Below are 24,187 nucleotides of genomic sequence, written 5' to 3' on the forward strand. Positions count from 1 at the left end.
CGCCTCGAATCCACACGCAAGGCCACCACGCCGCAGAGTCGTTAGTTGGAGCGCGGCATGGCTGGCACATGAATTGCTGCGTTCTCCGCAAATCGTCAGGACTTTGATCAGTGCCATCGCGCCGCAAGTCGGGCGCAACTGCACTCAACAGGAGACGAAAATGCGTAAATTGACGCGGCGGGCGCTTGCCCAGCAGGGTCTGGTGGCCGGCACGTTGGCAGCGGGATTGAGCAGCCAGGCACTGACCTCCCGATCGGCCGGCGCCCAGACTCCCGCCATGACGCCAAAAAAAGGCGGCACGCTGAACACGATCCTGACGCCCGAGCCGCCCGTGCTCGTCCTCGGCGTCAACAACCAGGGCCCGACGCAACTCGCCGCGAGCAAGCTGTACCAGGGCCTGTTGCAGTATTCCTTCAAACTCGAACCGCTGCCCCAGCTCGCCAAGAGCTGGACGCTCTCGGACGACAAGAAGACCTACACGTTCAAGCTCCAGGAAAATGTGAAATTCCACGACGGCCATCCGATGACGGCCGACGACGTGATCTTCTCGATCATGAAGTTCCACACCGAACTCTCGCCGCGCGCCAAGCCGATCTTTGCCAACATCGAGAGCGCAACGGCGCCGGACCCTCTCACGGTGGTGCTCACGCTCAAGAGGCCGTTCGAGCCGTTCCTGTTGATGTTCGACGCCACCGCCTCGGCCATCGTCCCCAAGCACATCTACGACGGCACCGATTACCGGACCAATCCGGCGAATCAGAAGCCGATCGGCACCGGTCCGTTCCAGTTCGTCGAATGGCAGCGCGGCAACTTCATCCGCATGAAGCGCTTCGCCGACTACTGGGGGAAGGACCAGCCGTACCTTGACGAAATCATCTACCGCATCATTCCCGACAGCCAGAGCCGCGCCCTCGCCCTGCAGACCGGCCAGGTCCAGCTCACCCAGGCCAACGACATCGAGCCGTTCGACGTGCCGCGCTTCAAGGCGATGCCCAATCTCGAGGTCCAGCTCATCGGCTGGGAATATTCCTCGCAGCTCGCCTGGATCGAGATCAACCATCGGGTCAAACCGCTGGGCGACGTGCGCGTGCGCCAGGCGATCAACATGGCGATCGATCGCAACTTCATCCGTGACCGGCTGTGGTTCGGCATCGGCAAGCAGGCGACGGGACCGATCTGCTCGACCACGAAGTTCTACGACCCCGCGGCGGCCAAGCTGTCGGGTTATAATCCGAAGGCTGCGATGGCACTGCTCGACGAGGCCGGGCTGAAACCCGACGCCAAGGGCATCCGCTTCACGATCAAGCACATGCCGTTGCCCTACGGCGAAGTCTGGACGCGTTTCTCGGAGTACTTCCGCACGTCGCTGCGCCAGATCGGCATCGAGGTCGTCCTTGAAACCGTCGATGCCGGCGCCTGGGCGCGTCGCGTCGGCGACTGGGACTACGAGACCAGCGTCAACTTCCTGTCGCAGTTCGGCGATCCGACGCTGGGCGTCGAGCGCAGCTACGTCTCGACCAACATCAAGAAGGTCACCTTCACCAATACCGGCGGCTACGCCAATCCGAAGGTCGACGAGCTGTTCACGACGGCGCGCGATGCCAACGATCCGAAAGTGCGCCAGGAGGCCTTCAGCGCGGTGCAGAAGATCCTGTGCGAGGAAGTTCCGCAGATCTGGTTCCTCGAATTGGCGTGGCCGACCATCCATGACAAGAAACTGCACAACGTGATCAAGACCGCGACAGGACCGAACTCTTCGTTCGACAACGTCTTTCTGTCGTAGGCGGCCGACATGGGCGGCGTGCACTTCGCCCGCTTCCTTGCTCAGCGCGTGATCAAGATGGTGGTGATGGTATTCGCCATCATCACCGCCAACTTCCTGTTGGTCCACGCGGCGCCGGGCGATCCCGCCAGCGTGATGGCCGGCGAGGCCGGCGCGGCGGATCCGCAGTTCCTGGCTCAATTGCGCACCCAGTTCGGGCTCGACCAGCCGCTGTCGACGCAGCTCTGGCTCTATGTGAGCCACGTGGCGCACGGCGATCTCGGAATGTCCTATCGCCAGCAACGCCCCGTGGCCGGGCTGATCGCGGAGCGTCTGTCGGCGACGCTGTTGCTGACCGGGACGGCCTTCGTCCTGGCGGTCCTCCTGGGCGTGACCCTGGGGGCGCTCGCCGCCCGGCGGGTCGGGCGAACCTCGGACAGCCTGATCACGGTCCTGGCCCTCGGCCTCTACGCCACGCCGCTCTTCTGGGTCGGGCTGATGCTGGTGCTCGTCTTCAGTGTCTGGCTGGACTGGTTGCCGAGCTTCGGGATGAACACCGTGGGCGCCAACCTGACCGGCTTCGCCGCCGTCCTGGATACGGCGCGCTATCTGCTCCTGCCAGCTCTCACACTCGGCCTCTTCTACATGGCGGTCTATGCCCGGCTGACACGGGCGGCAATGCTCGAAGTGGCATCGCAGGACTTCGTGCGGACGGCGCGCGCCAAGGGCGTCCCGGAAGGGGCCGTGCAGCGCCGCCACGTCCTGCGCAACGCCCTGCTGCCGGTGATCACCGTCGCCGGCATGCAGCTCGGCCAGCTCATCGGCGGTTCGATCCTGGTCGAGACCGTGTTCGCCTGGCCGGGGATCGGCCGTCTCGCTTTCGATGCCCTGCTCGCGCGCGACTACCAGATCCTGCTCGGCGTGTTCCTGGTCACCTCGGTGATGGTGCTGCTCTTCAACCTGCTGACCGACCTCCTCTATGCGTTGATCGATCCGCGCGTGGAGGTCATGTGAAGCAATTGCTCGGCGAGTTTGTCGGTACTTTCCTGCGCAATCGCGGGGCGGCAGTCGGTCTCATCGTCCTCGCGCTCGTGGGCCTGGCCGCCGCGACGGCCGATATGGTGTTTCCCTTCTCTCCCTGGGACATGCGGGGCGGGCCCTTCATGCGGCCCGGCGAAATGGATCTTCTGCTGGGCTCCGACAGTCTGGGACGCGACGTCGCCGCCGGCATCGCCTACGGCGCCCGCGTGTCGCTGCTGATCGGCGCGGTATCGACCGCGGTCGCGGTGCTGGTCGGCATCACCCTGGGCGCCGTCGCGGGCTATGCCGGCGGCGTGGTCGACGATGCCATCATGCGTTTCACGGAGTTCTTCCAGACCGTGCCGAGCTTCCTGCTGGCGGTCGTGCTGGTGGCGATCTTTTCGCCGAGCCTGGGCTCGATCGTCGCGGCGATCGCCATCGTCTCCTGGCCGCCGGTCGCCCGGGTCATTCGCGCCGAGTTCCTGTCGCTGCGCAGCCGCGAGTTCGTGCAGGCCGCCGAGGTGCTGGGCCGCTCGCGCACCGCGATCGTGTTCCGCGAAATCCTGCCCAATGCCCTGTCGCCGATAATCGTGCTGGCGAGCCTCATGGTCGCGAGCGCCATCCTGCTGGAGAGCGGCCTTTCGTTCCTGGGCCTGGGCGACCCCAACATGATCTCCTGGGGATTCATGATCGGCGCAGGCCGAAGCGTGATCCGCATCGCCTGGTGGATGAGCGTGTTTCCCGGTGTCGCGATCTTCCTGACCGTGCTGGCGCTCAACCTCGTGGGCGAAGGGCTGAGCGACGCACTCAATCCCCGCCTGGCGCGGCGTCGATGAGAGCCGGGCGATGAGCCTGCTCGACGTCCGCAACCTCACCGTCGCCCTGCCACCGGGCGCGGACCGCCCGCACGCCATCGAGAATGTCTCGTTCACGCTCAATGCCGGTGAGATCCTCTGCATCGTGGGGGAAAGCGGATCCGGCAAGTCGGTCTCGGCCGGCGCCATCATGGGCCTGCTGCCGCCGGCCCTGAAAGTCATGGACGGCGGCATCGACTTCGAGGGCCGGCCCCTCCTCGGATTGAAGCCGGCGGAGATGCGCCTGCTGCGCGGTAGCCGCATCGGCATGATCTTCCAGGAGCCGATGACCGCGCTCAATCCGCTGATGCGGGTCGGCGACCAGATCGCCGAGGTGCTGAAAGTGCACGGCGTCGCGGGCTCGGCCAAGCGTGTGCAGGAATTGATCGAGGCGGTGCATCTGCCCGATCCCGACCGTATCGCCCGCTCTTATCCGCATCTTCTGTCGGGCGGCCAGCGCCAGCGCGTGATGATCGCCATGGCGCTGGCCCTGGAACCGGCCGTGCTGATCGCCGACGAGCCGACGACGGCGCTCGATGTCACGACGCAGATGCAGATCCTGGGATTGATCAAGGAAATCCAGTCGCGGCGCGGCATGGGCGTCTTGTTCATCACGCACGATTTCGGCGTGGTCGCCGAGATCGCCGACCGAGTCGCGGTGATGCAGCAGGGCCATATCGTCGAAAGCGGACCCGCGGCACAGGTTCTGAACGAACCCCGGCATTCCTATACGAAGGCGCTGATCGCCGCCGTACCGCATCGTGCCCGCGCCATCGAAGAACCGCCGACAGGACGGCCCGTGCTGGAGCTGATCGGCTTGCGCAAGAGTTACTGGCGCAGCGGCGGCCTCCTCTCGCCCAAGGTGAAGGTGTCGGCGGTGCAGGACGCCGATATCGCGCTTCGCAAGGGCGAGACGCTGGGGTTGGTGGGTGAAAGCGGCTCGGGCAAATCCACGTTGGCGCGCTGCATCGTCAACCTCGTGAAACCCGAGGAAGGCGCCATCCGCTTCCACGACACCGATCTGCGGCGCCTGATGCGCCGTAGCTGGAAGCCTTTTCGCAAGCGCATCCAGATGGTGTTTCAGGATCCCCACGCCTCCCTCAATCCCCGCCGGCGCGTGGGCGAGATCATCGCCGAAGGCCCCATGGCGCATGGTGTGACCCGGGCGGCGGCGTTGCGTCAGGCTGGAGACCTGCTGGCGCTGGTCCAACTCGATCCCAGTGCCTCCGAACGGTTTCCCCACGAATTCAGCGGCGGCCAACGCCAGCGCATCGGCATTGCCCGTGCGCTGGCGCTGGAACCGGAGCTGCTGATCGCCGACGAGCCCGTTTCCGCCCTGGACGTTTCCGTCCAGGCACAGATCCTGGCGCTGCTCGAGGACCTCCGGCAGCGATTGGGCCTCACGATGCTGTTCATCACGCACGACCTGCGGGTCGCCGCACAAGTCTGCGGACGAGTGGCCGTGATGCAGCGCGGCGTCATCGTCGAGCAAGGGCAGACAGCCGAAGTCTTCGCGGCGCCACGGCATCCCTACACAAGGAGTCTTCTCGACTCGATTCCGGGACGCCACTGGCTACCGCCCGTCAACTAGTCCAGGCCGGTCAGACTTCCAGCCACTCCTTGCGAACGGCGGCATTGGCCATCAGTTCGGCGGGCGAGCCGGCGAACACGATGCGGCCGTGTCCCATGACGTAAAGGCGGTGGGAGATCTTGAGCGCGATGGTGAGCTTCTGCTCGACCAGAAGGATCGCCGTGCCGCGCCGGGCGATCTCGTCGAGCAGCCGGCCGACCTGCTCGACCAGACGGGGCGCCAGCCCTTCCGTCGGCTCGTCGATGATGACCAGGTCGGGGTCGCCCATCAGCGTCCGGCACATGGTGAGCATCTGCTGCTCGCCGCCCGACAGGACTCCGGCCGGATTGTCCTGCCGCGCGCCGAGATTGGGGAACAGCGAGAAGACGTCGTCGAACTTCCAGCGCCCGAACACGCCGGCGCGCTTCAGTCCGAGCTCGAGATTTTGCTTCACCGTCAGGCCGGGAAACACCTGCCGGTCCTCGGGGACGTAGCCCACGCCGGCATGGGCGATCTGGTCGGGCCGCAGGCCCGCGATCGGCCGGCCCTTGAAGCTGATTTGTCCGACCGGCGGCACCAGCCCCATGATCGCCTTGCAGCACGTCGAGCGGCCGACGCCGTTGCGGCCCAGCAGGCTCACGATCTCGCCTTCGTCGACCGCGAGATCGACGCCCTGCAGGATGTGGCTCTTGCCGTACAGGGCATGCAGGTCGCGGATCTCGAGCATCATGATGCCGACCTCATGCCGCAATCGTCCCGAGATAGGCCTCTTGCACGGCGGCGTTGCCGCGGATGGCGGCCGGCGCGTCCGAGGCAATGACCTCGCCGTAGACCAGCACGGTGATGCGGTCGGCGAGGCCGAACACCACGCTCATGTCGTGCTCGACCATGAGCAGGGTCTTGCCCTCCGACACGCCGCGGATCAGCTCGACGGCGGCGTCCGTCTCGCTGTGGCTCATGCCGGCGGTCGGCTCGTCGAGCAGGATGATATCGGCGCCGCCCGCGATGGTGATGCCGATCTCGAGGGCCCGCTGCTCGGCATAGGACAGCAGCCCGGCCGGCAGGTTCCGGCGGCCGCCAAGCTTCAGCCGGTCGAGCAGCCGGTCGGCCTCTTCGTTCAGCGCCTTCTGGCCGGCCAGCAGGTGCCAGAAAGAGTAGCGGTAGCCGCGCGACCACAGGAGGCCGCAGCGGATGTTCTCGAACACCGTCATGCGTGGGAAGATCGAGGTAATCTGGAAGCTCCGCGACAGGCCGAGCCGGTTGATCTCCTGTGGCGGCAGGCCGGCGGTGGACTTGCCGTTGACCGTGATGGTGCCGGCACTGATCGGGAATCGGCCGGAGATCAGGTTGAACAGCGTCGTCTTGCCGGCACCGTTCGGGCCGATGATCGCGTGCCGCTCGCCCCTGGCGATGCTGAGATTGACGCTCCGGATGATCTCGGTGGCGCCGAAGCTCTTGCGGACGTCGCGTAGCTCGATAGCCGGCGCGCTCACGATGCACCCACCTGTCGCTTGGCATCTTCCATCAGGGCATCCCAGCGCAGGCGGAACGCGCGCGCCTCGCGACGCAGCCAGAGCCCGCCCAGCCCCAGGGCCGCGAACGCGATCACCCAGGGTACTGGCGATGTGGTATCGATTACGTGGCCGGCGACCGCGAACCGCTTGCCCTGCGCCGCCCCGATCGTGGTGAAGGAGGTGAGCTCGACCAGCAGCACGAAGCCCAGCAGGACCATCAAGGCCGGCGGCAGGGCACGCAGGTAGGGCAGCAGCAACTCGCGCAGCCGGCCCATTCGCCAGATCGGCGCATGCATGGCGATCAGCCCGCCGAGCCCGACCGGCGCGAACATCACCATGACGATGAACAGCACGCCGACATAGAGCAGCCAGGCGTTGCTGAGCAGGCTGACGCCGCTCTGCAGCAGAACCACCACGATGGTGCCCAGGATTGGCCCGAAGAACCCGCCGGCGCCGCCGATATAGACCGCCAGCAGGGCGTTGGCCGACTTGGCCGCCGAAACCGTGTCGAAGGTGACGATCTCGTAGATCAGCACGTAGAGCCCGCCGCCGATGCCGGCGAAGAACCCCGCCAGCGTGAACTGCAGCAGGCGCACCCGCCGCGGGTCGTATCCGACGAACTGCGCGCGCTCGAAATTGTCGCGCGTGGCGTTTGCCATCCGGCCGAGCGGCGTATGGGTCTGCAGTCTCATCAGGGCGGCGGCAATGAAGGCCCAGGCGAGGACGAGGCAATAGACCTGCCAGGGCGAGGTGTAGCGAACGCCGAGCAGGCTGGTGTCCATGACGCGGTCGATGGTGATGCCGCCCTCGCCGCCGAAGAAGCCCATGAACATCAGGGCTGCCGCGGTGACGAGCTCTCCCAGCCCCATGGTGATCATGGCGAAGGCGGTGGCCCGCTGCTTGGTCACCAGCCAACCCAGGACGAAGCCGAAGAAGAGTCCGCCCAGTCCGCCCGCCAGCGGCACCAGCTCGGTCGGCAGCCAGATCGTCCCCGCCTTGACCAGGTTGACCGTATGCGCCGCGCAATAGGCGCCCAGGCCGAACAGCACGGCATGGCCGAACGAGAGCAGCCCGGCCTGGCCCATCAGCATGTTGTAGGACAGTGCGAAGATCGCCATGACGCCGATCTCGCTCATCAGCGTCAACACGAAGCCGGAATGGCGGCCCTTCGTCCAGTCGTAGAACAGGAACGGAAACGCCAGCAGGACCGCCAGCGCCAGTAGCCACGGCCAGTTGCGACGCAGCAGGCTCATGTGTCGCGCGTTCCCATCAGGCCGCGCGGGCGGAACACGAGGATCAGCACCATCATCAGGAACGGCAGCAGCGCACCGATGCGCGGCAGCGTGACGGTGAGAAGCTCCGCGAAGGGTGTGCTGGCGGTGACGGTGATCCCGAACTTCGCCAGCAGGTCGGCCAGCGATACGTCGAAGACGACGGCAAAGGTCTGGATGAGGCCCATGAGGATCGCCGCGATGAAGCAGCCGGTCAGCGAGCCCAGGCCGCCGAACACCACGACGACAAAGACGATCGGTCCCATGGTGAAAGCCATGGCGGGCTCGGTGACCTGGTAATTGCCGCCGATCACGCCGGCGAGCCCGGCAAGCGCGGTGCCGGCCGCAAAGACGAGGGTGAAGATGCGCGGCACGTTATGGCCCAGCGCCGACGCCATTTCGGGGTGCGTGAGCGCGGCCTGGATGACCAGCCCGACGCGCGTGCGCGTGAGCCCGAGCCAGATCGCCCCGAACATCAGCGCCGAGATCAGCAGCATGAAGGCGCGGTACGCCGGGAACTGCGTGCCGTAGATGCGGAACAGCGGGAAATCGAGCAGCTCCGGTATCCGGTAGGGCACCGGCAGGAGACCCCAGGTCATCTGCACGACCTTCTCGATGATGAGCGCGACGCCGAAGGTGAAGAGCAGCTCGGCGACATGGCCGTGGCGATGGACGCGCCGCAGGCCCCACATCTCGAGGGCGGCGCCGACCAGGCCGCACAGAATAGGCGCCACGATGAGGGCGGGCCAGAACCCGACATAGAGGCTGATCGTGTAGGCAAAGTAGGCGCCCAGCATGTAGGCGCTGGCATGGGCGAAATTGAGCACGCCCATCATGCTGAGGATGAGCGTGAGCCCGCTCGCCAGCATGAACAGGAGCATGCCGTAGACGAGGCCATTGAGGAGCGAGACGACGAAAACTTCCATCGAACCTGTCCGCCACAAGGGGCGATGCCCGCTTCCCTTCCGGAAAGCGGGCATCCCGGTTCAAAGCCTAGGGCCGCTTCATCTTGCAGGTGTTGGGCTGGTCGATGTCCTTGGCAAGGACGGTCACCTCGGTGGCCCAGCCGAGGCCGGTGTTCTCGGCGTCGTACTTCACGCCCTTCTTGAAGAGGCCGACGAAGTACTCGCCGACCAGCTGGTGGTCGGCCTTGCGCATCGTGGTCTCGAAGCCGAGGAAGTCCTTGATCGACATGCCTTCCAGCGCATAGGCGATCTTGGTCGCGTCGACCGCTCCCGCCTTGTTCACCGCCGCCTGGAGATACTCGAAGATGGTGCGGTAGCCGGCCGAGGTGAACTCGAACTTGTGCTTCTCGCGGAAGCCCTTGATGAAGGCCTCGGCTTCGGCATTGCCGATTTCCGTCGCCACGTTCTCGCTGAACGGCATCACCGACAGCACGCGGTTCTCGCCGCCCGCGCCGATCGCCGTCGGCCCACCGGCCAGATGGGCATAGAAGGTGTAGTAGCGCAGGTCGGCGCCGGCATCGACGCCCGCCTTGATCAGCAGGTTCATGTCGGGACCCCAGTTGCCCGTCATCAGCGCCTGTGCGCCCGACGCCTTGATCTTGGTGATGTAGGGCGAGAAGTCCTTGATCTTGCCGAGCGGGATCAGTTCGTCGCCGACGACCTGCACGTCAGGCCGCAGCTTGGTGAGAAAGTTCTTCACCTCGCGCTGCACCGACTGGCCGAACAGATAGTCCTGGTTGATCAGGTAGACCTTGGTCGTCTCCTTGGGCAGCGCGCGGACCATCACCTCCGCCTTCATGGCGGCGTGCAGGTCGAAGCGGAAATGCCAGAAGCTGCACTGTTCGTTGGTCAGCTCGGGAGCGACCGCGCCGCAATTCAGGTAGATGATGCGGTTGTCGGGATTGCGATCGTTGTGCTTGTTCACGGCGTCGATCAGGGCGGCGGCGATGTTCGATCCGCTGCACTGCATGATGAACGGCATGTTCTGGTCGGTTGCGCTCTTCAGGGCAATCAGCGCATCGGACGGTTGCGATTTGTTGTCGAAGGGGACCAGCTCGAACTTCTTGCCGAGCGCGCCGCCCTTGGCGTTGATGAAGTCGATGATGTACTGCATCTGCTTCAGGTTGGCGTCGCCGACCTGGGCGAACGGGCCCGACAGCGGATCGGTGTAGGCGACCTTGATGGTCTGCTGCGCCCAACCCGTAGCTGCGCCGCCAATCGTCAGCAGCAGGCCAAGAAGCACAGAAATCCAGTTGCGTATGCGCATGGTCTGATTCCTTCCCTAGTATTTTTCGGTTTTTTATTGATTCACTTGTTCATTCACTCACTAGTGAATTAGAGCGCGCAAGGCAAGTCCGACCTACCCGCCGATCTTCCGTGACCCGCTCTTTTTGCGTGAGCAGACGGCCATGAAACCGGCCGCCATGAAGGTGGCCATACGCTCCTTCACCGCTGCGTAGTCGCCGGACCGGCACAGGCCGCCGGAGAGCTTGTCGATGCGGCCGGTCTGCGCGAGCGTCAGCATCAGGGCCCCGGTCACGAAGTGGTAGCCCCAGAAGATGTCCTCCTCGGCGCACTCCGGAAGGGCCTTCTTGAGCAGGCCGATGAGGCGCAGGACGACCGGATCGAAATGCTCGTCCATCATCCTGGCGCCCCATTCGGGCGTGCTCGCCACCTGAGCCCCCAGCGCGCCGTAGTTGCGCCAGCCCTCGCCGCCTTCGGTATAGAGATCGAGATCGGTGTCGAGGAAGGCCCGCAGCGCGCCCTCGACCGTCGGAGAATCGCCGACCTCGCTCGCATAGTCGTCGAGCACCTTCATGCGCCGCTCGCTCGTCACCACGGCCCGGCGTGCGAACACATCCTCGAAGAGCTTCTTCTTGTCCTCGAAGTAGTAGTTGATCAGCGTGTGGTGCACCCCGATGCTTTTGGCGACATCCTTCAGGGTCACGCCATAGAAGCCGTGCTTCGCGAACAGGTACTCCGCGGTGTCGAGAATCTGATCCATTGTCTCGGCACGTCGCTCTGCCTTGGCCGAACTCTTGCGCCGGGGTTTCACTGCTGCGGACAAACTGGGGCCTTTCGATCCATCATCAAAGCTCATGGTTACCGCTTCGAACCCATATGGACAAATGCGGCAGACGCCCCAGCTTGAAAGCGCCCTGCCGCTGGCGCACTGTCTTGACGGTGATGACATGCTGACGGACCGCTACGACCTGCCCCTCTCCACGACGAGCGCTGCCGCGCGCGATGCCTATGTCGAGGGCGTCGATCTGCTTTTGACGGTCTATCCGGGCGCGGCCGCTTCTTTCGATCGGGCGATCGCGGCTGATCCCGCATTTACCCTCGCCCATATCGGCAGGGCTCGCGCCTCACAGCTCGCCGGCAAGCTCGATTCCATGCGCGAGGACCTGGCCAAAGCGGTGTTGCTCGGCGAAGGAGGCCCGGCGCGCGAGCAGAGCCACATCGGGGTCTTCCGCCACCTGTTTGCCGGCCAGGCCGTTGCGGCGTTGGCGGCACTCCGCACCCATGTGCGGACATGGCCGCGCGACGCGCTGGTGCTGAGCCTGGCCGCCAACCAGGGTGGATTGATCGGGATGTCGGGCCTGTCGGGCCGGGAACAGGACCTCACCGACTTCCTCGATGGGCTCGCCCCGCACTATGGCGCGGATTGGTGGTTCGAGGCCCATCGCGGGATGGCGCTGTCGGAGATCGGCCGGCACGACGAGGCGCGCCCGATGATCGAACGCTCGCTGGCCCAATACCGGCGCAACGCCTATGGCGCCCATGCCTTCGCCCATCTCTGCTACGAGACCGGCGAACAGGACCAGGGCATCGTCTTCCTGCGCGACTGGCTGCCGCTCTACGATCGCGGCGGCGGCCTGTTTGGCCATCTGAACTGGCATCTCGGCCTGTTCGAACTGCATGCCGGGAACCTGGAAGGCGGGCTGCGCCTCTACAACGACGCCTTCTGCGCCGACGATCATCGCGGCGCCATTCACCAGAAGCTCTCGGATTCCGCGGCGTTCCTGTGGCGCTCGGAGCTGGCGGGCCATCCGCGCGATCCCGCGCGCTGGGCGAAGCTCAAGGACTATGCGCGCGAGAAACTTCCACGCCCGGGCATGTCGCTCGCCGACTGGCATGTGGGGCTCACCTACGCCGCCACCGGCGATGACGAAGCGCTCGAAGGTTGGGTCGAGGCCATCGAGGAACTGGCGAGCGCCGGCCGCTATCCCTCCGGATCCCTCATCCCCGCCGTGGCGCGCGCCTTCGCGGCCTACCAGCGCCGCGACTATGCAGCCGCCATCGACCTGATCGAGCCGATGCTGTCCGAACGGGAACGGATCGGCGGCAGCCGCGCGCAGGGCGACCTGGTGGAAGCGACCTTGTTGCGGGCCTACCTGGCCGCCGGACGCGACGCTGAGGCCCGGCGCCTGATGGGAGGTCGGCGTCCCGGCCCGCCAAGTCTTCCCGTCATAGGTCTCGGGCAAGCCTCCGGCTGAAAAGATCCGCTGGGACCGTCGGACTTATGTGCGATTCCCAGATACCTGGCCAACGCGACCAAGTTGTTTCCTGACAGCCACCATTGCCGTGTCGGCCGCTTTGCGGGCGTAGTGCCATGCCCATGCTTTTTCCGCGAGCATCGCGACCGGACGTCCCAGCCCCCTGCTCAGTTCGGTTCGAATTGCGGTGCGCCCGACGGCGTCGATTCTCCTGAACACGAGGCCATCCAACTGCTGGGTCGGAATACCGGCTCCCGAGGGAATTGGATATTCCGGAACTTCGACCGCGGCCTTGCCAACGAGCGGGATGATCGGAACGTAAGGCACCTTGGTACCATCGGCCCGGGTAAACATCTGAACCGAGCCATTGCGCTCTTTGACATGGAAATCGCTGAGCACTTCCGGGTCTGTGCCGGCCACGATGCCATTGGTCTCCGGAACACAGAAACGCCACTTGAGGAAGGCCTGGCAATTGCGCCGCCCGAGATGAAAGTCGTGTCGGCGAAAGGACTCATGGAAGAACCCTCCAAACCCGTCCATGACGCTGGAGGCGATGGCCGGTTCGATGGGATTTCCCGATGCGTCGCTTCGAGACGGTGAGATCATGAAGCGACTGAAGACGTCAGGTTCGAGCGCCAGCTGAAGTTCCTCGGGCTTGAAGCGCGCCTGGTTCTTGAGAGCTGAAAACATCGAAAGGACGAGTTTGGCGAGCCCATCGTCGGGTCCATACGGTTCCGTCAGAGTCGCTTCATTCGGAAATGGATCGACAAGAACGACGGCACGATGAGCAACTTCTCCACCCGTCGGATTCTTCTTCTCGCGCCCACCGGCCAGATATTGCCGCGCAAGCTCAAGCGGCTCGTTGTTCATCAAGCCGCCATCCACACAGAGAAAGGAATATTTCTCATCCTTGGTCCATTCCTTCCATTTCTCGGGCCATCGCGGGCCCTGGCCGTAACGATCTTCGTAATCCTCAAGGGGTCGATTAAGTATTTGAGGTGCCAGTCCCACCGGAAATGCACCGCTCGCCAGTGCCGTGGAAACCAGTTCGGCCCATGCAGCGTCGTTCCCACGGGAGGGAGGCACGAGCAGCCTGGCGCCTTTCAGATTCTTTCCCGTCTCGCTCAGGGAAAATCTTGCATGGTCCATATGTTCGAACATGCCGTAGCGCCTGGCCGGGACCGAACCAGGCAAATCGAATCCATAGGGAACGCCCCGTAGATTCGCTACGGTCAGCATGACCGCGAGAGGGTCGCTGACGTAAGACCGTCTTTGGGAACGCTTCTGTGTTTCCAGCGCTTCTGTCGCAATCTCCTTCAAAGGAATTGCATTCAGCAGGCTCTTCACCTTGCCAGATTCGCCGTCGACGTCGGAGGTCGAAAGCAGCCGGGCAATATCGATCTGGCGCACCCAGGCATCGTAGAGCCGATTACGTTTGGCTTCGGGTGGATTCTCTGAATCCACGACGGGATCGATTTCGGAGTCCAGCGAGACTGCGGCAAGCGCTGCCGTCATTGCACCGGCCGAGGCTCCTGAAATAACGCGAATGGAAACCCTATGCCGGGGCACTCTCGCCGTCTGGTCCGCTTTCTCCGCCTCCCAGCAGTCGAGAGCTTGGATAAGGAAGTCAATCACGCCGGCAGAGTACGCACCCGCCGAGATAGCACCGGCGAGCACGAGACCAAGCTCAAACGTGTTGTTCTGCGAATCGCTACCCATGGGCTCCCCCGATGTTTCTTCAGTTTTCGAGCGCGATCGCCTCGGAGGATAGCATCACAAGTTCCGTCAATCTACCTGCAGTAGTGGTCGTTTATTCCTTTTACACCGTAGAAGAGCGCGTCCCGCCGAAGCACGACCAACGAAGGTCGTATTTCAAGGTTCAGACGTGCCGGCTAAAATCAAAAAATACATAGATCATATGGTGATTTACACGCGGGCATGGCACTTCACTGGACCGTCCAATCCCACCTCCAGCTGGTGACCGTCGTCGCTGAAGGCGATGTCACGCGAAGCGATGTCGAGGCCTATCTCGACATGGTCATCGGCGCGAACATCGTCGACTGGCGCAGACTCTTCGATGCGCGCAATGGACGTGCGATCTTCACGGACCAGGATGTCAACGAACTCGGTGTGCGCATCCGGGAAGCGGCCACCGTGCAGGTGGTCGGCCCCATGGCCTTCGTCCTGCCGGAGATCGAAACGCCGGAACTCAGGCGGTTTCTCGGCTTCCTGGCCACCGCCAGGCGGCCGATGCGGCTGTTCCGCAAAATCGATCCGGCGCGGCGATGGATCATGAAGGCGCCCCGCTGACCCACCGGCGGGTAGATCAGTCGAACAGCGTCGCCAACTGGAACAGACAGTCGCCGCGCTCGCAACGCGCCGGCACTCGCTTGGCGATCACAAGCCCCGGCCGCTGGAAAGCGACAACCTCCGGTTCACGCCATGGCGTGTGGTGGAAATGGATTCGACCTGCGGGTTGACGCGCGCTCACCTCGTCGCCCAACTCGGCCAGAGGCTCGAACAGGCCGCCTTCGGAGGCATAGACGTAGTAGTCGTCGCCAACGGTTTCCGTCAGGCGCGTGGAGGCGAGCGGAGGTACCGCGCCCTGCAACAGTCCGACGTGAGCCAGCACGCGACGCATGCCTTGCTCGCCAATTGAGAGAGACTCCGCCGTAACGAAGCCTCCACCGCCGAGTTCGGTCGTTAGCGCAACGACGCCCTGGCGGGACGCGGCAGACGTAAACGCACGATCGCCTCCAGGGGCCTTCGAGATGAAGGTCACGGGTGCACCAAAGGCCTTTGCCAGACCGATGGTCTTTTCCAGAATTGCGGGCTCTGGATGGTGTGCGACCAGCGCACTCGGAATGTAGATCAGAGAGCTGCCACCCGAATGAAAGTCGCAGGCATAGTCGAAGCCAGGCAGCAGTGCATGTTCGATCCAATAGGCGATCTGTTGCGTGATGGTACCTTCGGCATCCCCGGGAAAGGCGCGATTGAGATTGCCCTGGTCGATCGGAGACGTGCGTCGACCCTCCAGTGCGGCAGGAAAATTGGCGGAGGGAAGGATTATCAGGCGCCCCCGGACATCTTTAGCTTCGATGTTCCGGATCAAGTTTCCCAGTCCGATCTGCCCTTCCCATTCGTCGCCGTGATTGCCCGCCACCAGCAGGACATTCGGGCCTTCGCCATTTCGGATCTGCACGATCGGGACCGGGATCCAACCGTACGCGGAGCGGTGAACCGAGTGCGGCACCCGGACAAAGCCCGTTGCCTTGCCCTCGGCCTGCAGATCGATGTCCACCGAAAGCCGACTCCTGGACTCTTCAAGGGAACAGGGCGCCGGCATATTCGCTACCATCAACCACCTCCATCAGCAGCAGCCTGACTTCGGCCGAACGGATGTGACTCTTCTCCGATCGCCATTCAGAAAAGATCGACCTGGCGCGCGTCACACTCGCAATCTGAACGCCGACGGTACTCAGGGCCGATCCAGCTCCCTCGCCCTGCTCCGTTCCCACGAACTTGATGCAGGCTTCGGTGCTGGTTGCCAACAAGACGACGCGGTCGAGTATCCACGTTCGGAAATCGGCTCTGTCCGCAGGGAATGTGCAGAGGATCAATGCGCCCACGGGGGACTATCCATTTCTGAACGCATACCCGTATCCATTGAGAGCCGGGGCGCCACCCAGGTGCGCATAGAGAACCTTTGAGCCCTTGGGGAAGTAGCCTTTCCGGACGAGGTCGATCATGCCTTGCATCGATTTTCCCTCGTAGACGGGATCCGTGATCATCCCTTCGAGGCGTGCGCAAAGACGGATGGCTTCCTTGGTTTCTTCGGATGGTACGCCATAGACGGGATAGGCATAGTCTTCGACGAGCACGACGTCGTCCTCGACAATGTCCTTGCCCAGTTCGACCAGCCTGGCGGTGTTGCGCGCGATCTCGAGGACCTGCGCTCTGGTCTGCGCCGGCGTGAAGGACGCATCGATGCCGATGACCTTGCGCTCGCGTCCGTCCTTGGCGAAGCCCACCAACATGCCCGCATGCGTCGAGCCGGTGACAGTGCAGACCACGATGTGGTCGAAGGCGAAGCCGAGTTCCTTCTCTTGCTCTCGTACCTCTTCGGCAAAGCCGACATAGCCCAGGCCGCCGTATTTGTGGACCGAAGCCCCGGCGGGGATCGCATAGGGTTTGCCGCCCTTGGCCTTGACGTCCGCAATGGCCTCCTCCCAGCTCCGCCGGATACCGATATCGAAACCTTCGTCGACCATCTGCACGTCGGCGCCCATTATGCGGCTGAGCATGATATTGCCGACGCGATCGTAGACCGCGTCCTCGTGCGGCACCCAGCTCTCCTGAACCAGCCGGCATTTGAATCCGATTTTGGCGGCGACCGCGGCAATCATGCGGGTGTGGTTGGATTGCACACCACCGATGGAAACCAGCGTGTCGGCGTTCGACGCGATCGCGTCGGGGATGATGTACTCGAGCTTGCGCAGCTTATTGCCACCGAAGGCAAGACCGGAATTGCAATCCTCTCGCTTGGCATAGATCTCGACCTTGCCGCCGAGATGCTCCGACAACCGGTCGAGTTTTTCTATTTGAGTTGGCCCGAATGTGAGGGGATACCGCTCGAACTTGGACAGCATGGAAGTTCCTTCCGCTGAGGCGATTCAATCTGGCTGGATCGTACCGAACTCCATCTGGAAGGTGCTCTCTAACGACGGGACCAACCTTGGCTCCATGAAAGATCACTGATATTCAGATCGACCAATACTTTCATGATCAGGCCTATACGGGGAAGATTATTCCATGTCAGAAAATCTCGACCGAATCGATGTCCGCATGTTGCGCCTCCTGCAGGGTAACGGGCGACTGTCCAATGCCGAGTTGGCGAAACTGGTCTCCGTCAGCCCCGCAACGTGTCACCGCCGAACACAGCGCCTCTTCGACAAAGGCTATATCGGCGGCGTCCGGGCGGCGGTGGCGCCCAAGAAGATCGACAGGGGAGCGCTGGTAATCGTCGGAGTCGTGCTCGACCGCTCGACTCCTCAAAGCTTTGGCGATTTCGAGAAAGCCATCGCCAAACTCAAGTTTGTCCTCGACTGCCATCTGGTGGCGGGGGATTTCGATTATTTCCTGAAGATCCGGGTGAAGGATATCGAGGGCTTCAACCGCATTCACGGGGAGAAGTTGATCGCCCTGCCCGGCGTTCGGCAGACAAGAACGTTCTTCGTCATGAAAGAGGTCATCGACAATGCACCTCTTGATTTTTGACGGTGTGGCGTCGGACAGGACCCCGCCGGATCCGAACAGGATGACGCCGCAACCACGGGCGTCCGGCGTCCCGAACCACCCCGTTTGGTCGCTGCAGGCGTGACTCAGTCGAACAGCGTCGCCAGCCGCTGCTTCATCTGATCGGCGATGTAGAGCGCCAGGGCCTGGATGGTCGAGGTCGGGTTCACGCCGCCCGAGGTAACCCAGATGCTGCCGTCGACGATGAACAGGTTCTTCACGTCGTGGCTGCGGCCCCATTCGTTCACCACCGAGCGCCCGGGATCGGTGCCCATCCGCGCCGTGCCGAGCAGATGACCCGGATAGTTCAGCGCCGTGCGCGAGGCATAGATCCGGGTGGCGCCGGCTTCCGTCAGGATCTCCTCGGCGCGGGCAATGCCGTGCTCCATCATGCGGCGCGTGTTCTCGCTGATCGCGTAGTCGATCTTCGGCGCCGGGATGCCGTTGCTGTCCTTCAGCACGGGATCGAGGGTGACCCGATTGTGTTCCTCGGGAAGGTCCTCGCAGGCGACGCCGATGTTCAGCCGGTGATCGAGCAGCTGCCGGTACTGGCGATGATGATCGCGGCCCCACGGCACGAGGCCGGTGACCGCGCCGAGCATTGCCTGGTTGGCCGGACCGGTGCCGCGGCTGAACTGCAAGGTGTAGCCGCGCACGAAATCACGCGACGGATCGGTCTCGTAGAACTGCTTGCTCCAGATCGTGTTGATGGGCCCGCGTCCGCCGTCCAGCGGCTCGTCGACATAGCCGGACACCATCGGCCAGGGATGCAGCATCAGGTTCTTGCCGACCAGGCCGGACGAGTTGGCGAGACCATTGGGAAACTTCGCGGAGGCCGAGTTCAACAGCAGGCGCGGCGTGCCGACACCGTTGCAGGCCAGGATGACGACCTCGGCCGGCTGGAAATGCTCGACACCGTCGGCATCGTAGTAGATCGCGCCGGCCGCCATGCCGTTCTCGTCGGTCGTGATCTCACGCACCCGGCAGCGCGTGCGCAGCTCGACACCGGCGCGGATCGCGAGCGGCCAGTAGGTGATGTCGGTGCTGGCCTTGGCACCCTGGGCGCAACCCGGCGTGCAGTGGCCGAGGTTGATGCAGCCCGCCCGGCCTTCATAGTCGGTGGTGGCGATGCTGCTGTCGGACGGCCACCAGTGCCAGCCCAGCCGGTTCATCGCCTGGCCATAGCGGGTGCCGGTTTTGCCGAGCCCGATCGGCGGCATCGGTGGATGGCGCGGCGGCACGCCGGGATCGCCGGCGAGGCCGGAGACGCCCATCATCCGGTCGTTCTCCTCGTAGAACTTCTCGAGCGCCCAGTAGTCGACGGGCCAGTCGTCGGCCACGCCATCCAGCGACTTCACCTTGAAGTCCGAGGGATGCATGCGCGGCCAGTGTGCCGTGTAGATGATCGTGCCGCCGCCGACACCGTTGAAGTTGGCGATCTTCATCAGCGAATTGTCGTCGTTGATCGGATAGTCGGTATCCCGCCCGCGCCGGTTGGGGCTGATCTCGAAATCGGTGTAGCGCCTTGCTTCCCAGTCGCGGCCGTTGCTGGGAAAGTCGGTCGGCTTCATCCAGTCGCCCTGCTCCAGGCACAGGATGCGCATCCTGGTTTCCGCGAGGCTCCAGGCCACGGCCGCGCCCGAAGCACCGGAGCCGATGATCAGGACATCGACCTTCTCGTTGCCGGCCATGTCAGCGCTCTCCCGTCGAGGCGACGCGATCGTCGCGCCAGAAGGGCGGCCGGCTGCGCACGGCATCGAGCAGGGTCCAGTCCCCCTGCTCCAGCACATAGCCTTTCGGAAAAGGCGCGCGGGCCTCATGCCCGAGGGCCAGCAGGACTCGATGGTCACGATAGTAGGCGCCCGCGATCACCCGCCCGAGGGCGACGGCCGGCACGCCACCGCTCGCGTACCACTCGTTGATCAGCGCTTCCCTGCCGTCCCGGTCCATCTCGGCGAACGCACCGCCCGACTTTTCTACGATCTCGGCCAACGCTTCGCGAACCAGAGGAAGGTCCCGGCCCACCGATCGCACGATATCGTCCAGGATGGCAGGATCGTCGGCGCCCGGCATGCCGAGCGTAGCGTCTGCGGGAACCATCGTCCCGGCGATCTTTCCGAGGTCTTTGATCTCAGCGGCTGAAAGAGTTTCTAAAGCGGCGGCCATGTGAACCCTGCTGACATGCAGCATCGATCCTAGGCGATCGAGCGGCCACCATCGACGTAAAGATTGACGCCGTTGATGTAGGCGCCAGCGTCCGAGCAGAGCAGCAGGGCCGCGCCCACGAGATCGCCCGGCTGGCCGAGCCGGCCGGTCGGAATGCGTTGCACCAACGTCTCGCCTTCCGTCGCCATCTGCGCGCGGTTGCGCGCCGTCAGGATGGCGCCGGGCGCCAGGTTGTTCACCGTGACGCCCTGCCCGCCGAACTGCCGCGCGAGATTCCACGCCCAGTTCAGTTGCGCCGCCTTGGTGCCGGCATAGACCATCATCTGGGGATGCGGCCGGACCTGCTGCACGCTGCCGATGGTGACGACGCGGCCCCAGCCGCGTTGGCCCATGGGCGGGACGAGGTCCTGCAGCAGTTCCAGCGGGCTGCGCAGGTTGACGGCGATCTGCCGGTCGAACCGCTCGCGCGTGATCGCATCGTAGGCCTCCGGCAGTTCGATCGAGGCGTTCAGCACCAGGATATCGACCGGCGACCAGGCCGAGACCGCTTCCGCCAGAAGATGGCCTGAGTCATCCCGAGCAAAGTCCTGCCCGAAGGCCCGCGCCGTTCCGCCGGCCTGCTCGATCTCGCGCACCACCGCGGCGGCATCGGACCGCTCCTCGCCGGTGTCGGCGTGGTGGATCGCCAGCCGCGCGCCGGCGCTGCTCAGTGCGAGTGCAATGGCCCGGCCGATCTCGCGGCGGGCCCCGGTGACCAGCGCGGTACGGTTTGTCAGGCGAAAAAGGTCGAGCGCGTTTGCAGACATGGAAACTCCAGAGGCCATCGTCATCCCGCCGAGCTATGCAGCGAGTCCGGTTGCTCGCCATCAAGTTGAACGTATGCTGATCGCCTATCTGGGGGGAGAGGGTCATGTGCAACATCTGTCTGTCACGTCGTGGTCTGTTTTCGGGAATGGGCGGCCTCGCGGTCACGGCCGCGATCGGCGCGGCGTCGGTGGGCGCGGCCATGGCCCAGCCGTCGCGGTCGGCCGCGACACCTGATGCGGCGCTCGCGCTGCTGATGGAAGGCAACACACGCTATGTCTCCGGCCAGATGTCGGAGCGTGATTTCTCGGCCGGCCGCGCCGCGCGCGCACAAGGGCAGGCGCCCTTTGCCGCCATCCTCGGCTGTGCGGACTCGCGTGTCGCGCCGGAGCTGGCGTTCGACCAGGCGCCGGGCGAGATCTTCACCGTCCGCGTCGCCGGCAACTTCGTCACGCCCGACGGGCTGGGCAGCCTCGAATACGGTGCCGCCGTTCTGGGCACCAAAGTGATCATGGTGCTGGGCCACACGAGTTGCGGCGCGGTGAATGCCACTGTCGAGGCACTGCAGAAGGGCAACACCCTGCCCGGCCACATTGCCGATCTGGTCCGGGCCATGAAGCCCGGCATCGAGCCGGTCCTCGCGAAGCCGGGCGACGACCTCCGCCAGCGCGCCGTGGTCGCCAACGTGCAGGCCAATGTCCGCCGCCTGCAGACCGAGAAGCCGATCCTGAACGACATGGTCGCGGCCGGTAAGCTCAAGGTCGTCGGCGCCTACTACGACCTGCCCACCGGCAAGGTGGTCATGGTCTGACGATCGGCTCAGGGCCGGGTCGTGGCATCGATGCGGGAAAGGCTCCTGCATCGATGCCGGTCGACCGACTCTAGCCCTTGATGAAAGCGAGCAGGTCCGGGTTGAGCACATCGGCATGCGTGGTCAGCATGCCGTGTGGGTAACCCTTGTAGACCTTGAGCGTGCCGTGCTTCAGAAGCTTGATCGAAAGCTCGGCCGCCGCGACGATCGGGACGATCTGGTCATCGTCACCATGCATGACGAGCGTCGGCACCGCGATCGCTTTCAGATCTTCGGTGAAATCGGTCGCCGAGAAGGCCGCGATGCAATCATAGTGGGCCTTGGCGCCGCCGATCATGCCCTGCCGCCACCAGTTCTGGATCGTGCCCGGCAGGACCTTTGCGCCCTCGCGGTTGAAGCCGTAAAACGGACCGCTGGCGACATCGAGATAGAACTGCGCGCGGTTCGCCGCGAGGGAAGCCCGCAAGCCGTCGAACACTTCGAGGGGCAGGCCCTTCGGGTTCTTGTCCGACTTCACCATGATCGGTGGCACGGCGCTGACCAGGACCGCCTTGGCGACACGCCCCGGCTTCGAGCGCGCGACATAGCGGGCCACCTCGCCGCCGCCCGTCGAATGGCCGATATGGACGGCCGTCTTCAGATCGAGGTGGTCGGCGAGTTCGATGACGTCGGCGGCATAGGTGTCCATCTCGTTGCCGGTGTCGGTCTGCGTCGAGCGGCCATGGCCGCGGCGATCATGGGCGATCACCCGGTAGCCCTTGTCCAGGAAGAAGAGCATCTGGGCATCCCAGTCGTCCGCGCTGAGCGGCCAGCCATGATGGAATACGATGGGCTGCGCATCCTTGGGCCCCCAATCCTTGAAGAAGATCTGGGTTCCGTCCTTGGTCGTGATGAAAGCCATGTGAAGTCCCATTGCGATTGTGAACGCCGCAGGAGGTTGGCCCAGAAGGCTGGCCGCCGCCATCGTACATGAGCAGGCGGCGCCCTATACCAAAGTACAGTGGGCCTCTCAGTCAGGGACAGCGCAGCGCGGCCAAAGCCGAAGAGCGGAACGGGGCACAACGCTTGCGAGCGTCCTTACGGTCCGCTCTTATGCGCCGCCATGCATCCTTACCATCACGCTCGCACCCATCCCGACAAGCCTGCCTACATCATGGCCGGCAGCGGCGCGACGGTGACCTATCGACAGCTCGACGAGCAGTCCAACCGCATCGCGCAACTCTTCCGCTCGCTCGGCCTCAAGGCCGGCGACCATGTCGCGATCTTCCTCGAGAACAACCCGCGCTTCTTCGAGATCTGCTGGGGCGCCCAGCGTTCGGGCCTGATCTACACCGCCATCAGCTCGCGTCTCACCGCCGCCGAGGTCGACTACATCGTGACCGATTGCGGCGCCCGGCTGTTCGTCACCTCGAAGTATCTGGCCGACAAGGCCGCCGAGCTGGCGCCGCTGATGAAGGGTGCCCCGCACCGCTTCATGATCGGCGGCACGATCCCGGGCTACGAGTCCTGGGAGGAAGCGGTCGCGCGCTTTCCCGCGACGCCGATCGCCGACGAGACGGCGGGCCACGACATGCTCTATTCGTCGGGAACGACGGGACGGCCCAAGGGCGTGATGCCGGTCGTCGAGAAGCAGCCTATCGACTTCGACAATCCCTTGCTGGCGATCAGCCGCAAGCTCTACGGCATCGACAGCAACACCGTCTATTTGTCGCCGGCGCCGCTCTATCATGCGGCTCCGCTGCGCTTCAACATGAGCGTCATGCGGCTGGGCGGTACCACGGTGATCATGGAGCAGTTCGACGCCGAGGACTATCTGTCGCTGATCCAGAAGCACAGGATCACGCACACCCAGGTCGTGCCGACCATGTTCGTGCGCTTCCTCAAGCTGCCCGAAGAAGTGCGGGCACAGTACGACGTCTCGTCGCTGAAATGCGCGATCCACGCTGCCGCGCCCTGCCCCATCCCGACCAAGGAAGCGATGATCGAGTGGTGGGGGCCGATCGTCTGGGAATATTACGGCGGCACCGAAGGCAACGGCCTCACCATGTGCAATTCCCAGGAATGGATGGCGCACAAGGGCACGGTCGGCCGGCCCGTCGTCGGCAAGCTCAAGATCTGCGACGATGAAGGCAACGAGCTGCCCACGGGCGAGCCCGGCACGGTGTACTTCGCCGAGGGGCGGCAGTTCGAATACCACAACGATCCGAAGAAGACCGCCGAGTCGCGCCACCCCAAGGGATGGAGCACGCTGGGCGACGTGGGTTACGTAGATGCCGACGGCTTCCTGCACCTCACCGACCGCAAGGCCTTCATGATCATCTCCGGCGGGGTCAACATCTACCCGCAGGAATGCGAGAACCTGCTGATCAACCACCCCAAGGTGATGGACTGCGCCGTGTTCGGCGTACCCAACGCCGACTTCGGCGAGGAAGTGAAGGCCGTCGTGCAGCCGCGCGACATGGCCGACGCCGGTCCGGCGCTGGCCGAGGAGCTGATCGCCTACTGCAAGCAGCACCTCTCGCCCCTCAAGTGCCCGCGCAGCGTCGACTTCGAAGCCGAGCTGCCGCGCCACCCGACCGGCAAGCTCTACAAGCGCCTGCTGCGCGACCGCTACTGGCAGGGCATGGCCGGCAGGATCGCGTAGACGGTCGCCGC

At 64.3% G+C, this 24,187-nt stretch carries 23 protein-coding genes; 9 read left to right on the forward strand and 14 right to left on the reverse strand.

The genetic code is table 11. The features are described 5' to 3' along the window. Positions 1-160 precede the first annotated feature (160 nt). The 4 genes from AC1ROX_RS20050 to AC1ROX_RS20065 are packed head-to-tail and all read left to right on the forward strand — an operon-like array spanning position 161 to position 5,227. Positions 161-1,783 (forward strand): ABC transporter substrate-binding protein, encoded by a 1,623-nt coding sequence (locus AC1ROX_RS20050; protein WP_493128358.1) that lies wholly within the window; start codon positions 161-163, stop codon positions 1,781-1,783. Positions 1,784-1,792: 9 nt separating this feature from the next. Beyond that, positions 1,793-2,776, forward strand: a complete 984-nt coding sequence (locus AC1ROX_RS20055) for an ABC transporter permease (protein WP_493128360.1) — start codon at positions 1,793-1,795, stop codon at positions 2,774-2,776. After that, positions 2,773-3,618 carry an ABC transporter permease gene (locus AC1ROX_RS20060; RefSeq protein WP_493128362.1) on the forward strand — a complete coding sequence of 282 codons (846 nt, stop codon included), beginning with the start codon at positions 2,773-2,775 and terminating at the stop codon, positions 3,616-3,618. Before AC1ROX_RS20055 ends, AC1ROX_RS20060 begins: the two co-directional genes overlap by 4 nt. Positions 3,619-3,628: 10 nt before the next feature. Then, the gene (locus AC1ROX_RS20065) at positions 3,629-5,227 is read left to right on the forward strand and encodes an ABC transporter ATP-binding protein (protein WP_493128364.1); all 1,599 of its coding nucleotides are present in this window, start codon (positions 3,629-3,631) and stop codon (positions 5,225-5,227) included. Positions 5,228-5,237: 10 nt separating this feature from the next. Here AC1ROX_RS20065 and AC1ROX_RS20070 read toward each other — a convergent pair whose 3' ends face one another. The 6 genes from AC1ROX_RS20070 to AC1ROX_RS20095 form a co-directional block, all read right to left on the reverse strand. Beyond that, on the reverse strand, positions 5,238-5,933 hold the full coding sequence (locus AC1ROX_RS20070) for an ABC transporter ATP-binding protein (protein WP_493128761.1): 696 nt from the start codon (positions 5,931-5,933) through the stop codon (positions 5,238-5,240). 13 nt (positions 5,934-5,946) lie between these two features. Next, positions 5,947-6,699 (reverse strand): ABC transporter ATP-binding protein, encoded by a 753-nt coding sequence (locus AC1ROX_RS20075; RefSeq protein ID WP_493128366.1) that lies wholly within the window; start codon positions 6,697-6,699, stop codon positions 5,947-5,949. Next, positions 6,696-7,973 (reverse strand): branched-chain amino acid ABC transporter permease, encoded by a 1,278-nt coding sequence (locus AC1ROX_RS20080; protein ID WP_493128368.1) that lies wholly within the window; start codon positions 7,971-7,973, stop codon positions 6,696-6,698. Before AC1ROX_RS20080 ends, AC1ROX_RS20075 begins: the two co-directional genes overlap by 4 nt. Further along, on the reverse strand, positions 7,970-8,917 hold the full coding sequence (locus tag AC1ROX_RS20085; RefSeq protein WP_493128370.1) for a branched-chain amino acid ABC transporter permease: 948 nt from the start codon (positions 8,915-8,917) through the stop codon (positions 7,970-7,972). Before AC1ROX_RS20085 ends, AC1ROX_RS20080 begins: the two co-directional genes overlap by 4 nt. 67 nt (positions 8,918-8,984) lie before the next feature. Further along, positions 8,985-10,223 carry a branched-chain amino acid ABC transporter substrate-binding protein gene (locus AC1ROX_RS20090; protein WP_493128372.1) on the reverse strand — a complete coding sequence of 413 codons (1,239 nt, stop codon included), beginning with the start codon at positions 10,221-10,223 and terminating at the stop codon, positions 8,985-8,987. A 93-nt stretch (positions 10,224-10,316) separates the two neighbouring features. Further along, on the reverse strand, positions 10,317-10,961 hold the full coding sequence (locus AC1ROX_RS20095; RefSeq protein WP_493128374.1) for a TetR/AcrR family transcriptional regulator: 645 nt from the start codon (positions 10,959-10,961) through the stop codon (positions 10,317-10,319). 124 nt (positions 10,962-11,085) lie between these two features. Here AC1ROX_RS20095 and AC1ROX_RS20100 point away from each other — a divergent pair, with 124 nt between their 5' ends. Further along, complete coding sequence (locus AC1ROX_RS20100; protein WP_493128376.1) at positions 11,086-12,456, forward strand: tetratricopeptide repeat protein; 1,371 nt, start codon at positions 11,086-11,088, stop codon at positions 12,454-12,456. A 24-nt stretch (positions 12,457-12,480) separates the two neighbouring features. Here the strand turns inward: AC1ROX_RS20100 and AC1ROX_RS20105 are convergent, their stop codons facing one another. Continuing rightward, on the reverse strand, positions 12,481-14,175 hold the full coding sequence (locus AC1ROX_RS20105) for a patatin-like phospholipase family protein (protein ID WP_493128378.1): 1,695 nt from the start codon (positions 14,173-14,175) through the stop codon (positions 12,481-12,483). A 219-nt stretch (positions 14,176-14,394) separates the two neighbouring features. Here AC1ROX_RS20105 and AC1ROX_RS20110 point away from each other — a divergent pair, with 219 nt between their 5' ends. Continuing rightward, positions 14,395-14,766 (forward strand): hypothetical protein, encoded by a 372-nt coding sequence (locus AC1ROX_RS20110; RefSeq protein WP_493128380.1) that lies wholly within the window; start codon positions 14,395-14,397, stop codon positions 14,764-14,766. A gap of 16 nt (positions 14,767-14,782) precedes the next feature. Here the strand turns inward: AC1ROX_RS20110 and AC1ROX_RS20115 are convergent, their stop codons facing one another. The 3 genes from AC1ROX_RS20115 to AC1ROX_RS20125 are packed head-to-tail and all read right to left on the reverse strand — an operon-like array spanning position 14,783 to position 17,105. Further along, a complete protein-coding gene (locus tag AC1ROX_RS20115; RefSeq protein WP_493128382.1) occupies positions 14,783-15,757 on the reverse strand; it encodes a succinylglutamate desuccinylase/aspartoacylase family protein in 975 nt (324 codons plus the stop codon). A gap of 22 nt (positions 15,758-15,779) precedes the next feature. After that, positions 15,780-16,085, reverse strand: a complete 306-nt coding sequence (locus tag AC1ROX_RS20120; RefSeq protein ID WP_493128384.1) for a hypothetical protein — start codon at positions 16,083-16,085, stop codon at positions 15,780-15,782. 6 nt (positions 16,086-16,091) lie between these two features. Further along, positions 16,092-17,105, reverse strand: a complete 1,014-nt coding sequence (locus AC1ROX_RS20125) for a 1-aminocyclopropane-1-carboxylate deaminase (protein WP_493128386.1) — start codon at positions 17,103-17,105, stop codon at positions 16,092-16,094. A gap of 163 nt (positions 17,106-17,268) precedes the next feature. Between AC1ROX_RS20125 and AC1ROX_RS20130 the strand changes: the two genes are divergently transcribed. After that, positions 17,269-17,733 (forward strand): Lrp/AsnC family transcriptional regulator, encoded by a 465-nt coding sequence (locus tag AC1ROX_RS20130; RefSeq protein ID WP_493128388.1) that lies wholly within the window; start codon positions 17,269-17,271, stop codon positions 17,731-17,733. Positions 17,734-17,837: 104 nt separating this feature from the next. Here AC1ROX_RS20130 and AC1ROX_RS20135 read toward each other — a convergent pair whose 3' ends face one another. From AC1ROX_RS20135 to AC1ROX_RS20145, 3 genes are read right to left on the reverse strand one after another with little or no spacing between them, the layout of a single operon-like run. After that, entirely contained in the window at positions 17,838-19,442 is a 1,605-nt protein-coding gene (locus AC1ROX_RS20135) for a GMC family oxidoreductase (protein ID WP_493128390.1), read from the reverse strand. Between the two features lies 1 nt (position 19,443). Continuing rightward, positions 19,444-19,917, reverse strand: coding sequence for a hypothetical protein (locus tag AC1ROX_RS20140; RefSeq protein ID WP_493128392.1), 474 nt, complete (start codon positions 19,915-19,917; stop codon positions 19,444-19,446). Between the two features lie 29 nt (positions 19,918-19,946). Next, positions 19,947-20,723 carry an SDR family NAD(P)-dependent oxidoreductase gene (locus AC1ROX_RS20145; RefSeq protein WP_493128394.1) on the reverse strand — a complete coding sequence of 259 codons (777 nt, stop codon included), beginning with the start codon at positions 20,721-20,723 and terminating at the stop codon, positions 19,947-19,949. Positions 20,724-20,827: 104 nt separating this feature from the next. On the opposite strand from AC1ROX_RS20145, the gene AC1ROX_RS20150 reads away from it, so the two are divergent. Beyond that, entirely contained in the window at positions 20,828-21,532 is a 705-nt protein-coding gene (locus AC1ROX_RS20150; protein ID WP_493128396.1) for a carbonic anhydrase, read from the forward strand. A 70-nt stretch (positions 21,533-21,602) separates the two neighbouring features. Here the strand turns inward: AC1ROX_RS20150 and AC1ROX_RS20155 are convergent, their stop codons facing one another. Beyond that, the gene (locus tag AC1ROX_RS20155; RefSeq protein WP_493128398.1) at positions 21,603-22,433 is read right to left on the reverse strand and encodes an alpha/beta fold hydrolase; all 831 of its coding nucleotides are present in this window, start codon (positions 22,431-22,433) and stop codon (positions 21,603-21,605) included. Positions 22,434-22,634: 201 nt separating this feature from the next. Between AC1ROX_RS20155 and AC1ROX_RS20160 the strand changes: the two genes are divergently transcribed. Then, positions 22,635-24,176, forward strand: coding sequence for an AMP-binding protein (locus AC1ROX_RS20160; RefSeq protein ID WP_493128400.1), 1,542 nt, complete (start codon positions 22,635-22,637; stop codon positions 24,174-24,176). Positions 24,177-24,187 lie beyond the last annotated feature (11 nt).

This window comes from Reyranella sp. GW821-FHT14A01, from assembly GCF_058803965.1.